This window comes from Achromobacter sp., from assembly GCF_050285585.1.
Taxonomy (GTDB): domain Bacteria; phylum Pseudomonadota; class Gammaproteobacteria; order Burkholderiales; family Burkholderiaceae_B; genus Achromobacter.
The window spans coordinates 1-11,612 of record NZ_JBLZXF010000035.1 but is presented as its reverse complement, the minus strand read 5'-3'; the positions used below and the strand labels follow the sequence as shown (position 1 = coordinate 11,612).

General features: G+C 66.5%; 12 protein-coding genes and 1 pseudogene. 2 read left to right on the top strand and 11 right to left on the bottom strand.

What is annotated here, in order from left to right; genetic code table 11:
- Positions 1–13 precede the first annotated feature (13 nt).
- The 10 genes from ACN6PJ_RS26710 to ACN6PJ_RS26665 form a co-directional block, all read right to left on the bottom strand.
- The gene (locus ACN6PJ_RS26710) at positions 14–862 is read right to left on the bottom strand and encodes a MaoC/PaaZ C-terminal domain-containing protein (protein ID WP_427998796.1); all 849 of its coding nucleotides are present in this window, start codon (positions 860–862) and stop codon (positions 14–16) included.
- A 51-nt stretch (positions 863–913) separates the two neighbouring features.
- Positions 914–1,843, bottom strand: coding sequence for an SDR family oxidoreductase (locus ACN6PJ_RS26705; protein ID WP_427998795.1), 930 nt, complete (start codon positions 1,841–1,843; stop codon positions 914–916).
- Between the two features lie 65 nt (positions 1,844–1,908).
- Positions 1,909–2,937, bottom strand: coding sequence for a Bug family tripartite tricarboxylate transporter substrate binding protein (locus ACN6PJ_RS26700; protein ID WP_427998794.1), 1,029 nt, complete (start codon positions 2,935–2,937; stop codon positions 1,909–1,911).
- Positions 2,938–2,978: 41 nt separating this feature from the next.
- Positions 2,979–3,191 (bottom strand): acetyl-CoA carboxylase biotin carboxyl carrier protein subunit, encoded by a 213-nt coding sequence (locus ACN6PJ_RS26695; protein ID WP_427998793.1) that lies wholly within the window; start codon positions 3,189–3,191, stop codon positions 2,979–2,981.
- Entirely contained in the window at positions 3,188–4,555 is a 1,368-nt protein-coding gene (locus tag ACN6PJ_RS26690) for an acetyl-CoA carboxylase biotin carboxylase subunit (RefSeq protein WP_427998792.1), read from the bottom strand. Before ACN6PJ_RS26690 ends, ACN6PJ_RS26695 begins: the two co-directional genes overlap by 4 nt.
- Positions 4,556–4,565: 10 nt before the next feature.
- On the bottom strand, positions 4,566–6,110 hold the full coding sequence (locus ACN6PJ_RS26685) for an acyl-CoA carboxylase subunit beta (RefSeq protein ID WP_427998791.1): 1,545 nt from the start codon (positions 6,108–6,110) through the stop codon (positions 4,566–4,568).
- Positions 6,111–6,143: 33 nt separating this feature from the next.
- A complete protein-coding gene (locus ACN6PJ_RS26680) occupies positions 6,144–6,812 on the bottom strand; it encodes a 3-oxoacid CoA-transferase subunit B (RefSeq protein ID WP_427998790.1) in 669 nt (222 codons plus the stop codon).
- On the bottom strand, positions 6,802–7,488 hold the full coding sequence (locus ACN6PJ_RS26675) for a 3-oxoacid CoA-transferase subunit A (RefSeq protein ID WP_427998789.1): 687 nt from the start codon (positions 7,486–7,488) through the stop codon (positions 6,802–6,804). The genes ACN6PJ_RS26680 and ACN6PJ_RS26675 overlap by 11 nt, the downstream gene beginning before the upstream one ends.
- Before the next feature lie 30 nt (positions 7,489–7,518).
- The gene (locus tag ACN6PJ_RS26670; protein WP_427998788.1) at positions 7,519–8,691 is read right to left on the bottom strand and encodes a thiolase; all 1,173 of its coding nucleotides are present in this window, start codon (positions 8,689–8,691) and stop codon (positions 7,519–7,521) included.
- A complete protein-coding gene (locus ACN6PJ_RS26665; protein ID WP_427998787.1) occupies positions 8,688–9,083 on the bottom strand; it encodes a Zn-ribbon domain-containing OB-fold protein in 396 nt (131 codons plus the stop codon). The genes ACN6PJ_RS26670 and ACN6PJ_RS26665 overlap by 4 nt, the downstream gene beginning before the upstream one ends.
- Before the next feature lie 145 nt (positions 9,084–9,228).
- On the opposite strand from ACN6PJ_RS26665, the gene ACN6PJ_RS26660 reads away from it, so the two are divergent.
- Positions 9,229–10,161, top strand: coding sequence for a LysR family transcriptional regulator (locus ACN6PJ_RS26660; protein WP_427998786.1), 933 nt, complete (start codon positions 9,229–9,231; stop codon positions 10,159–10,161).
- Positions 10,162–10,212: 51 nt separating this feature from the next.
- Here the strand turns inward: ACN6PJ_RS26660 and ACN6PJ_RS26655 are convergent, their stop codons facing one another.
- A complete protein-coding gene (locus ACN6PJ_RS26655; protein WP_427998785.1) occupies positions 10,213–10,806 on the bottom strand; it encodes a BPSL1445 family SYLF domain-containing lipoprotein in 594 nt (197 codons plus the stop codon).
- A gap of 217 nt (positions 10,807–11,023) precedes the next feature.
- Between ACN6PJ_RS26655 and ACN6PJ_RS26650 the strand changes: the two are divergent.
- Positions 11,024–11,612 (top strand): annotated as a pseudogene (locus tag ACN6PJ_RS26650) (hypothetical protein); the annotation flags it as partial.

Here is an 11,612-nt window from a genome sequence, read left to right as displayed (position 1 = left end):
CCCTCCCCTACGCTCAGCGCACGCGCATCAGCCCATTGTCGATGACCACGGTCTCTCGTTCGACGACCCGCGCCCGGAAGGATCCGTCCCTCCAGACTTCCACCTTGAGCGTCTCGCCGGGGAAAACCGGACCCGAAAAACGCAGGGAAAGCGAGCGCAAGGCGCCGCCCGCCTCCGGCAGCAGCTGCCGGGACACGGCGTGGGCCACCATGCCGAAGGTGCACATGCCATGCAGGATGGGACGGGGAAACCCCGCCGCCCGCGCGACTTCGGGATCGCTGTGCAGGGGGTTGTAGTCGCCGTTCAGCCGATAGATCAGCGCCTGCTCGGGCCGGGTGTTCAGCAGCACGCGCCAATGCGGCGCGCACGCCGGCATCGCATGCACGGGACGCGCCTGCGTTCCGGCGCCGGGCAAGCCGCCGTCGCCGCGCAGGACGTGGGTCGACGACGTGCGCGCGATGAGCCTGCCCGAATCCGCCTCGGTGAGCGTCTTCTCCGAATACAACAGCAGCCCTTTCTCGCCCTTGTCGACGACCTCGACGACCCGGGTCTTGCCCACCAGTTCTCCCGCGGGCGGAATCGGGTGGAAAAGCTCCATTCCCTGCTCGCCATGCAGCAGTCTGACCGTATCGGCCCCGATCTCGGGCGCCTTCAGCCAGAAGCCCGGATACCCCAGCACCACGGCCATCCACGGCAAAGCCAGCGGGTCGTGCTGGCTGCCCACGTATGCCAGGTCGTGGCGGTCCAGGGGATCCTGTCCCAGCCCGACCGATAACGCGTACAGCATCGTGTCGCGCGCCGTGTATCGCTGACGAACCTCCGGCAGTTCGTAATTCAGCAGTTGCTCATGACTCAAGCGCATGGCCTGCCCTCCTGTTGCCCTGAAATCGATTGCGCGGCGAGCGGCGCGGGATCAGATGGGGTCCCAGCTCATCACGTCGGGAGAACGCTCAAGCGGATAGAAATGCTTCTGCATCGCGGGAATGGCGATTTCCGCGATGCGCTGCGGCGTCCACCCTTCGCTGAAGTGCACGGAGCGCAAGGGGCGCGGCTGGCTCATCAGCATGATCTCGTTGGCGCGCACGGCGAATATCTGCCCGCTCACCTCGCGAGCCGCATCGCTGAGCAGGTACACGGCCATCGGCGCAATCTTGCCCGCTTCCATCTTCTTGAGCTTTTCGACGCGATCCCGCTGCTGCGGCGTGTCGGTGGGAATGGAGCTGGTCATGCGGCTCCAGGCGGACGGCGCGATGCAGTTGGAACGCACGTTGTACCGGCCCATGTCCAGCGCGATCATCTTGGACAGGGCCACGATGCCCAGCTTGGCCGCGCCATAGTTGGCCTGGCCGTAGTTGCCGATAAGCCCGGAGGTCGAGGTCATGTGGACCATCGCCCCGCCCTCCTGCTCGCGGAAGTGCGCGGCGGCCGACCGGCTGACGAAGAACGTGCCGTCCAGATGGACCGCGATCACCGAGCGCCACTCGTCTTCGCTCATCTTGTGGAACGAACGGTCGCGCAGATTGCCCGCATTGTTGACCACGCCGTCGATGCGGCCGAATTCGTCCATGGCGCACTGGATGATGGCGTTGGCCGACGCATGCGTGGCGACGGAATCGAAATTGGCGACCGCCGTGCCGCCGGCCGCGCGGATCTCGGCGACGACGCCATCGGCCGGCGCCACCGGCGCCTCGTCGGCGGAAAGGTTGTCTCCATTAAGGGCGACGCCGATGTCGTTCACGACCACCTTCGCGCCTTCCGCGGCCAATTGCAGCGCGATCTCCCGGCCTATGCCTCCGCCCGCGCCGGTCACTACCACCACTTTGCCTTCCATCATGCGTTCCATGCCTCTCTCTCCTGAAAGCCGGTCCGCCGGTATCGCCGACGGACCCGGCTGCAAACATCGTTGTCTTACTCGGTCGTTACGTTGGCCCGGCGCACCACCTCGGCCCACTTCTTGCTCTCGCTGGCGATGAACGCGGCGAACTCGGCGGGCGAATCCGGCTGCGGCACCGCGCCCTGGTCCCGGATCTGCTTCTGCATATCGGGCGTCCGGATGATGTCGACCACTTGCTTGTTGATTTCCGTGACGACGGCGTCAGGCGTCTTGGCGGGCGCCCACAGGCCGAACCAGGAAACGACCTCGTAACCGGGAACGCCGGCCTCCGCCACCGTCGGCACATCCGGAAGCTGCTCGCTGCGCTGGGCCGAGGTCACCGCCAGCACCTTCAACCGGCCGGCCTTGATGTGGGGCAACGCCGAGGGCAGGTTGTCGAAAATCATGGATATCTGCCCGCCCAGCAAGTCGGTTACCGCGGGGGTGCTGCCCTTGTACGGAACGTGCACCATGTCCACGCCGGTCATCATCTTGAAGGTCTCGCCAGACATGTGCAGCGTGCTTCCGTGGCCGGACGAGCCGAAGGTGAGCTTCCCGGGATGGCTCTTGCCGTAGGCGATCAGTTCCTTGACGGTGTTGTACGGCGCATCCTTGGGCACCACCAGGGCGTTGGGCACCATGGCCGTGCGCGTGATCGGCGCAAAGTCCTTGATGGCGTCGTAAGGCATGGATTTGTACAGACTGGGGTTGATGGCGTGCGTGCCGATCGTGCCCATCACCAGCGTGTAGCCGTCCGGCGCGGCGCGCGCCACCTGCGCGGTGCCGATATTGCCGCCCGCGCCCGGCTTGTTTTCGACCACCACGGACACACCCCAGCGCTCGCCCAGGCGCTGGCCGATCACGCGCGCCAGGATGTCGGTCGTGCCGCCGGCGGAGAACGGGACGCTGATGGTGACCGGCTTGCTGGGATAAGCCTGCGCGCCTTGCGCCCCGACCACGTTCGCGGTGCCCAGGAAAGCCGCCAGGCCCAGCATCGCCAAGGCCTTCAGGGATTTTTTTCGCGCCTGGAATGCGGACGCGTCGCTATGGTTTGCGTTAAACATTGTCTCCTCGCTTGTTTTCGGTTTTTCTTGGAGCGGCCCGCTTAATCCAGCAATGCGAGCTCCTGCCCCTCTTCCACCTCGTCTCCGACCGCCACCAGCACCCTGGCGACGCGGCCGCTTGCTTCACTTTCGACGGGAATCTCCATTTTCATGGACTCGACCTTGAACGCCTCGTCGCCCGTCGCGACTTGCGCGCCCTCTTCCACACAGCAGGCCACGACGCGGCCCGCCACGCTCGACACGATTTTCTTCATGCTCGCTCCTTTGATGCCTGTGTTGAGATCAATGCCTGCAAACCATCCACGGTCATGGCGCCGGCTCCGAACCGCTCGGACCGCAGCACCTGCAGGATCATCGGGATATTGGTCTTGATGCCTTCCACCCGCGTCGAGTCCAGCGCGCCGATCAGCGCGCGTGTGGCGGCTTCGCGGGTATCCGCAAGCGCGATGATCTTCGCGACCATGGGATCGTAGTGGCTGGAAACCCGGTTGCCGGCCGCGTAGCCGGTCTCTATGCGCAGGCCCGGCCCCGCGCCCGGCAGGTCGAAGACTTTCAGCACGCCGGGCGACGGCAGGAAGCGCACCGGATCCTCCGCGTATACGCGCGCTTCAATGGCATGGCCCGTCAAGGCCGGCTTCCTCCCGACCACGGAAGACAGCATCTCGCCCGCCGCCAGACGGATCTGGGCCTGCACGATGTCCACGCCCGTGACCGCCTCGGAAATGGCATGCTCGACCTGCAGGCGGGTATTGACCTCCAGGAACGAAAAGCCGCTGTCGGGCGTGTAGAGCATCTCCACCGTGCCGATCACGTCGTAGCCGATCTCTCCCAGGATCGCCGACAGCCTGTCCGCCATGTCCGCGACGGCCTTGCGGTCGATCGCGGGCGCGGGCGCCTCCTCGATCACCTTCTGGTAGCGGCGCTGCGTGGAGCAATCCCGCTCGAACAGCGACAGCACGTTCCCGTACCGGTCCGCCAGGAATTGGAATTCGATGTGCCGAGGCGCCTGGATGTAGCGTTCCAGATACAGGGAGGCGTCCCCGAACGCTTTTTCAGCCATGACCCTGGCGCGTTCCCAGCAGGCCGGCAAGGACTGGGCATTCTCGGCCGGAACCATGCCTATGCCGCCGCCTCCGCCCGCGGGCTTGATCAGCACCGGAAACCCCAGGGCCTCGGCCGCGCGGCAGACCGCCGCCATATCGTCTCCCGGGAGAACGCCCGTGCTGCCGCCGGCGGGCAGCCCGTGCCGCTGCATCAGCGCGCGCGCCGCGGCCTTGTTGCCCAGGGCATCGATCCACTTGGCGGACGGCCCGATGAAGCAATGCCCGGCCGCTTCGACACGGCGGGCGAATTCCGCGTTCTCCGAAAGGAATCCGTAGCCCGGGTGCAGCGCGTCGGCGCCGCATCGCGCCATGGCGCCGAGCAGCGCGTCCTGGTTGAGATAGCTTTCGCGGGCGGGGGCCGGACCGACGCAGACGCTTTCGTCGGCCTGCCGCACATACGGCAGGTCGGCGTCGGCCTCGGAATACACCACGACGGATTGCAGGCCCAGGGCCTTGACGGCGCGCAGGACGCGCGCGGCGGCGGCTCCGCGGTTGGCGATCAGTATTTTCTTCATGGCTGTCGTCTCACGGCCGGAATCCGGTGTTCACCTGGCCTGGCTGGCGCAGCGGCGCGGCCAGATTGGCAAACTCCACCAGCCGCGCGCGCGTGCTCGCCGGGTCGATGATGTCCTCGATCACGAAGGCTTCGGCGCTGCGGAACGGCGACGTCAGGCTGCGCACCCTCGCTTCGATTTCCGCCCGCTTGGCCTCGGGATCGTCGGACGCTTCGATCTCCGAGCGGTATGCCACTTCCAGTCCGCCCTCGATGGGCAACGACCCCCACTGGGCCGAGGGCCAGGCATAACGGAAATTGAAGCGGCTGGAGTTCTGGTGGCCGCCCGCGGCAACCCCGAAGGCGCGCCGCATGATGAGCGAAAACCACGGCACCGTCGATTGCGAAACGGCGGTCAGCGCGCGCACGCCGGCACGCATCACGCCGTCCTTCTCCGCCTCCAGGCCGATCTGGAAACCCGCGATGTCCACCAGGTTCACGACCGGCAGATGGAAGGCTTCGGCCAGGTCCACCAGGCGGATGAATTTCTCGGCGGTGTGCCGGTCCCAGCCGCCGCCGTAATGGTAGGGATTGCTGGCGGCAAACAGCACCGGCCACCCGTCGATCCGCGCCAGGCCACCGACGATCGCCTTGCCCCAGTGCCGCCCGATCTCGAACAGGCTGCCGGGATCGAACAGGGTTTCCAGTATCGGTCTGATCTTGTAGACCTTGCGCGTGTCCTTGGGAATGGCCGTGCGCAGCCATTCCTGCTCCGCCGCGGCGGCGGGAATCTCGCCTCGCGGCGCCAGTTCGTACACCGAGGGCGGCAGATAGGACAGGAAGCGGCGGGCGGCCCGGAATGCGTCGTCCTCGGACTCCACCTCGTCGTCCACCACGCCGTTGCGCGTGTGGATGGCGCTTCCGCCCAGTTCGTTCTTGCTCAGGTGCTGGCCGATCTTGGCCACCACCGGCGGCCCGGCGATAAACAGCTGCGACGTGTCCTTCACCATCACCGAGTAATGGCTGCCCGCGACCCGGGCGGCGCCCTGGCCCGCCACGGACCCCAGCGCCAGCGACACCACCGGCACCTGGGTCAGGTTGCGCGCCACATAGGGCCAGATCTTCATCTTGGGCAGCAAGGCGTGGCCCATTTTCTCGATGTTCTTGACCGACCCGCCGCCGCCCGTGCCGTCGATCAGGCGCACAAGGGGAATGCGCAGGTCGTACGCCATCTGCTCGGCGAACATCATCTTGTCGCCGACGGCGCCGTCGTTCGCCCCGCCCCGCACGGTGAAGTCGTCGCCCACCACCACGACGTTCTTGCGGTCCAGCGTGGCGCGCCCCATGATCACGTTCGACGGCACCACGTTCGTGAGCCGGCCCTGCTCGTCGTATTCGCCGCTGCCCGCCAGCCCGCCCACTTCCAGGAACGAACCTTCGTCGACCAGCCTCTCGACGCGCTGGCGGATGTCCAGCTTTCCCGCGTCGTGCTGGCGCTTTATCTTTTCCGGACCGCCCATGCGCAGGGAATACTCCCTGCGGCGCTCCAGTTCTTCCAACTCATGAGTCCAACCCATTACCGCCTCCAATAGCGGCGCCCGCCTGTCGGCTCAGGGCGCCAATTCGATCCACGCATCGTCCAGCGTCAACGCCACGGCGGTCCGCTCCTGCAACGCGGCGAAATCCAGCCCCCGCGCCATCGCCCTCACGCGCAGGCCGTCCGGCGTCACGTCGATGACGGCCAGATCGCTGTAGATCCGGTCGACCACGGCTTTGCCGGTGAGGGGGTAGGTGCATTGCGGCACGATCTTCGGCCGGCCGTCCCGGTCCACGTGCTGCATCATCACGAAGATGCGCTTGGCGCCCGCCACCAGGTCCATGGCACCGCCCACGGCGGGGATCGAATCCTCGCGCCCGGTATCCCAGTTGGCCAGGTCGCCATCGGCCGAGACCTGGAACGCGCCCAGCACGGTCAGGTCGATATGGCCGCCCCGCATCATGGAGAACGACACGACGTGATCGGTAATCGATGCCCCGATGTCCAAGGCCACCGGGTCCTTGCTGGCGTTGAGCAGGTCTGCGTCGATTTCCTGTCCGGGCGCCAGGCCTTTCATGCCCAGGATGCCGTTCTCGCTGTGCAGGACGATGCCCCCCTCCGGCGGCAGGTAATCCGCCACCAGCGTCGGCATGCCTATGCCCAGGTTGACGTAGGATGCCGGCGGGATGTCGGCGGCGACGATCTGCGCCATGCGCTCGCGCGATAAGGTTTCAATTGGCATTGCGGCACTCGACGATGCGTTGCACGAAGATTCCCGGCGTCATCACATGCTCGGGCGCCAGAGTGCCCAAAGGCACGATCTCATCGACCTGGACGACGGCGAGGCGGGCGGCCATGCACATTACCGGCCCGAAGTTGCGGCTGGCGTAGCGGTAGGTCAGGTTGCCCGCGCTATCGCCGCACTGGGCCTTCACGAACGCAACGTCGCCCGGCAAGGGGTCTTCCAGCACATATCCGCGGCCGTTGATGCTGCGGGTTTCCTTGCCCTCGGCCAGGCGGGTGCCATAGGCGGTGGGCGTGAAGAACGGGCCGATGCCCGCCCCGGCCGCGCGCAGGCGTTCGGCCAGCGTGCCTTGCGGCACGACTTCCAGCTCGATCCGGCCCGCGGCATACCACTCTCCGAATGCAGCCGCGTTCGGTTTTTTCGGATTCGACGAGCGAGCGAAGGAACAGATCACCTTGCGGACCCGTCCGGCGCGGATCAGCTGGCTCAAGCCCGGCTCGCCGTTGCCTGCGTTGTTGTTGACGACGGTCAGTTCGCGGGCGCCCGTCTCCAGCAGCGCCTGCAGCAGCTCCGTCGGCACGCCCGAGGCCCCGAAGCCCCCGATCAGCAGCGTGGAGCCGTCGGCCACCCCGGCGACGGCCGCCTCCAATGACGGCACGATTTTGTTCAACATGGATTTCCCCAAGCAATGGATCGATGGCCGCTACAACGAGTCCCGAGTACCGAGGATGGCGGTGGACTGGCTGGACAGGGTCCCCCCGTTGCCGTGCACCAGCGCCAGGGTCGGATCCTTCAGCTGCCGCGCGCCGCACTCGCCTCGCAGCTGCCGCACCGCCTCGACCATCAGGAATACCCCGTACATGCCCGGATGCACGCAGGACAGGCCGCCGCCGTTGGTATTGACGGCCAGGCGCCCGCCGGGCGCGATCGCGCCATCGTCGACGAAGGCCCCGCCCTCGCCCTTGCCGCAGAATCCCAGGTCCTCCAGGAACAGGATCGTGTTGATCGTGAAGGCGTCATACAGCATGGCCAGATCCATGTCTTTCGCATCCACGCCGGCCATCTCGTAGCAGCGCCTGCCCGACTCCAGCGCGGCGGTAACCGTCAGATCGTGCATGGACGACACCTGGCGGTTCCACACCGCGGTGGCATTGCCCAGCACGTACACAGGCGGCCTGGCGCAGTCCCGCGCCCGGTCCGACCGGGTCATGACGAACGCGCCCGCGCCATCGCTGACCATGCAGCAATCTCGGACCGTGAAGGGCGCGCAGACCGGGCGCGCGCCGGCCACGTCCTCCAGCGAAAGCGGATCCCTCATGGTGGCTTCAGGGTTCAGCTGCGCCCACTTGCGCGCCGCCACGGCCACCTCCGACAGCTGCTTGCGCGTCGTGCCGTACTGATGCATGTGGCGGCTTGCCGCCAGCGCGTAGGCGGCCACTGGCATGGGCGGGTCATAAGGGGTCTCGTAGGGCTGCGGATCCAGGAACTTCCGCACCCGGGTCAGATCGGCGCGGTTGAACTTCGCGGTGCGCTGCGTGCTGCCATAGCACACGAGCACGGCGTTGCATTGCCCGGATTCCAGCGCATGCATCGCGGGCAGCAGATGCGCAACATAGCTGGACCCGCCGATCATGGTGCTGTCCAGGAAGGTGGGGCGGATGCCGAGATACTCGGCGACCGACATGCCCCACATGGTCGACAGGGAACTGCAGGTGGTGATCCCGTCGATGTCCCTGAGGCTCAGGCCGGCGTCGGCGATCGCGGCCATCGCCGCCTGCGTAAGGATCTCCTGCTCGGTGTAGCCCTGGGCCTGTCCCAGCCCGGCCTGCCCCACCCCGACGATGGCCGCGCGGCCCCGCAAGTCGCGCAGCGTCATGCCAGGCCCTCCGACGGTTCGAAAACGACCTGGGCGGCATCGCCCACCGTGGCGATGCGGGCGGCCACGCGCATGCCGATCCGCACCTGGTCCGGCGCGACCGACCGGACCTGGCTCATCATCCGCACGCCTTCCTGCAGATCGACGAGGCAAACGTTGTAGTCGCCGCCCAGCTCGGGCTTGCGGTATACGGTGGTGGTGGCATAGACCACGCCCCTGCCCGAGGGAGCAAACCAGTCCAGCGCCGTGCCGCCGCAATGCGGGCACACGCAGCGCGGATAGAAAACCGCCCGATCGCAGGCCGTGCAGCGCTGGATCTCGAACCGGCCCGAAGCCAGCCCGTCCAGATAAACCTGTTCGGGCCCGGCCGCCGCCCCCGCATTGCTCCGCATCTCCACCCTCGTCTCCTGTTGTGTCCAGTACTGCGGGCCAGTGTAGGGATGCGGATTCCGGAGATAAACGGATCCTAGGGCAAATCACCTTTAACTTCCAGCGAGGGAATCGCTAAGATGGCAGGGACTTCCAAGCCCCATCGCCATGTACATACTGATTGACCATCTCAAGCATGTCCTCAATTTCGTGCGTGTCGCCGACAGCGGCAGCTTCACCGCCGCCGCGCACAGGCTGGGCGTATCGCCGGCCGCCGTCAGCAAGAGCGTTACCTTGCTGGAGGGCAAGCTTGGGGTGAAACTGCTGAACCGCACCACTCGCAGCCTGTCGCTGACCGACGATGGCGAACTCCTGCTGCAGCGCTGCCGCCTCATCCTGCTGGAAGTCGAGGCCACGGAGGCCGAAGTAACGGGCGCCAGCCTGACGCCCCGCGGCAAGCTGCGCGTGCATGCCCCCGTCGGCATGGGACGAAAGGTCATCATGCCCGCCCTGCTGTCCCTGACGGCGCGCTATCCGGGCCTGTCGATCAACTCGGATTTCAGCGACCGCGTTCCCAACCTCGCCGAAGAAGGGCTGGATGCCACCATCAGGATCGGCGTCACCGCGGACTCGCGGGTGATCGCCAAGACCCTGTCGCGTCTACGCTACGTCACCTGCGCCAGCCCCGCGTATCTCGCCGCCCATGGCACCCCGGCCACGCCCGCCGACCTGGAACGGCACAACTGCCTGGCCTACGTCCAATGGCAGACTGGCCGCTATCACGAATGGGATTTCCAGAAAGGGGAAGAGCGCTACACAATTACGCCCGGCGGCAACCTGAACGTGAACCACCCCGAGGCCATCCTGGACGCCGTGGTGGCCGGCGCCGGCATCGCCCGCATGGCCAGCTTCATCGCGGAGTCCGCCGTCCTGGACGGACGCCTCCAGCTCGTCCTGACAGACTGGATCGCGCCGGGCACGCCCGTGCAGCTGGTCTACCTGCCCAACCGCCATCTGTCGCCGCGCATCCGCGCGTTCGTCGACGCAATGACGGAGGCCTTGCCGCCCAAGCTGCCCTGGGAAACAGCCATGGGCCTGTAGCAGCCAGGGGCGCCCCGAAGAGCGCCCCGCTTCAACGATCCGCGCGCCCGGCTACAGCAGCAGCGGCGAGATCTTGCTGCCGTCCACCGACACGCCCGCCATGAGGCCGCCGTTGTTCAGGACGAAGCCGACGATGGGCTGCTGGGCGGTATTCGTGTCGATGCTGCCGTTCACGCCCACATTGGCCACGGCGACCGTCGCGTCCGCTCCCACCGTCCAGCCGCTGCTGTTGCGGAACTGGGCCAGGGCGCCATCCGTCATGAACAGAAGCACCATGGCCTTGGACTGGGCGCCGGCCTGCAGCCCGATGGAGCCCCCGGTGACGCTGTAATAGCCGCTGTCCGCGCCGTCCACCCGCAGCACGCCCGTTCCGTGCTGGGCGCCCACGATGAAGCTCGCGCTCAGCACGGCGGGGAACACCAACACGCCGCGCGCCTGCTCCACCAGTTGCCTGGCCTGCGGCGAGGAGTCATAGAGCTTGGAGAGCGTGGCGCTGGCCGCGGCATCCAGCTCCTGCTTTTTTTCGGCGGCCGTGGCCGTCGACCGGGCCGTGGTGGTCGTGCACCCCGCGAAAACCAGGCCAGCCACGCCAAGCACCGCAGCGGCCATTGCGGCCCGGCGCAACTTCGTAAACCTGTCAAGCATGTAGCGTTCCTTTCTTGTTATCTATCCTGGCCGCCTTGAGGCAAGCCAGGCGGGTGCTGCAATCCTACCCGCTTTTCGATGCGGCGCCGCCACGCCGCGCCAGACCTTGGAACCGGCCCACGTCCCGCAAAGGATTGCGCCCCGCGCGCCTGTCATTGCTGCGTCACCGGCGCGGACTATAAAGCAGGCCCCCGAGTCCAATCAGGATGTTTTTGTAATGTCGAAGTTTGATGAAGCAAAGGGCTTGCCGATAGCCGCCGCCCCGAATGTCCCTGCGCGCCGCAGCTTTTTGCGTGGAGGCCTGGCGGTGGCGCTTATTCCTGGCGCCGGCCTGCTGACCGCTTGCGGCGGCGGAGACGACGATGACGACGAAGTTCCCCCCACGGGCGAAACACCGCAGCAACCCGGTCCCGTCGAAGAGACAGGCAAGGGTTCCCGCTTTGCGTTGGCCGTGCTGCCCGACACGCAGTTCTACTCGCGTTATGCCACACAGGCGGAGAACAGTCAGTACAGCCGCAAGTTCGGCAGCGAGCCCTTCATGGCCCAGACATACTGGATCGCCGCCAATGCCGCCGCGCTGAACATTCCGTTCGTGACCCATCTGGGCGACGTGGTCGATCAGGCCAGCAAGCCGGATCAGTGGAAGGTGGCCGATCAGGCCATGCGGGTCCTGGAAACCGCCAAGGTTCCCTACTCGATCCTTGCCGGCAACCACGACGTGCTTCAATCTGACCCTAACCCCGAATTAGTCCGGATCAGAAGTAGAGATTTCCGGCTCATTGAGGTTGGTACTTTGGCCGCTGGCC

Bases quoted from the DNA above. Each gene is read 5' to 3' on its own strand.
- ACN6PJ_RS26655 (WP_427998785.1), bottom strand. From the start codon at position 10,806: ATGCTTGACAGGTTTACGAAGTTGCGCCGGGCCGCAATGGCCGCTGCG.
- ACN6PJ_RS26670 (WP_427998788.1), bottom strand. From the start codon at position 8,691: ATGACGCTGCGCGACTTGCGGGGCCGCGCGGCCATCGTCGGGGTGGGG.
- ACN6PJ_RS26695 (WP_427998793.1), bottom strand. From the start codon at position 3,191: ATGAAGAAAATCGTGTCGAGCGTGGCGGGCCGCGTCGTGGCCTGCTGT.
- ACN6PJ_RS26665 (WP_427998787.1), bottom strand. From the start codon at position 9,083: ATGCGGAGCAATGCGGGGGCGGCGGCCGGGCCCGAACAGGTTTATCTG.
- ACN6PJ_RS26675 (WP_427998789.1), bottom strand. From the start codon at position 7,488: ATGTTGAACAAAATCGTGCCGTCATTGGAGGCGGCCGTCGCCGGGGTG.
- ACN6PJ_RS26690 (WP_427998792.1), bottom strand. From the start codon at position 4,555: ATGAAGAAAATACTGATCGCCAACCGCGGAGCCGCCGCCGCGCGCGTC.
- ACN6PJ_RS26680 (WP_427998790.1), bottom strand. From the start codon at position 6,812: ATGCCAATTGAAACCTTATCGCGCGAGCGCATGGCGCAGATCGTCGCC.
- ACN6PJ_RS26700 (WP_427998794.1), bottom strand. From the start codon at position 2,937: ATGTTTAACGCAAACCATAGCGACGCGTCCGCATTCCAGGCGCGAAAA.
- ACN6PJ_RS26710 (WP_427998796.1), bottom strand. From the start codon at position 862: ATGCGCTTGAGTCATGAGCAACTGCTGAATTACGAACTGCCGGAGGTT.
- ACN6PJ_RS26685 (WP_427998791.1), bottom strand. From the start codon at position 6,110: ATGGGTTGGACTCATGAGTTGGAAGAACTGGAGCGCCGCAGGGAGTAT.
- ACN6PJ_RS26705 (WP_427998795.1), bottom strand. From the start codon at position 1,843: ATGGAACGCATGATGGAAGGCAAAGTGGTGGTAGTGACCGGCGCGGGC.
- ACN6PJ_RS26660 (WP_427998786.1), top strand. From the start codon at position 9,229: ATGTACATACTGATTGACCATCTCAAGCATGTCCTCAATTTCGTGCGT.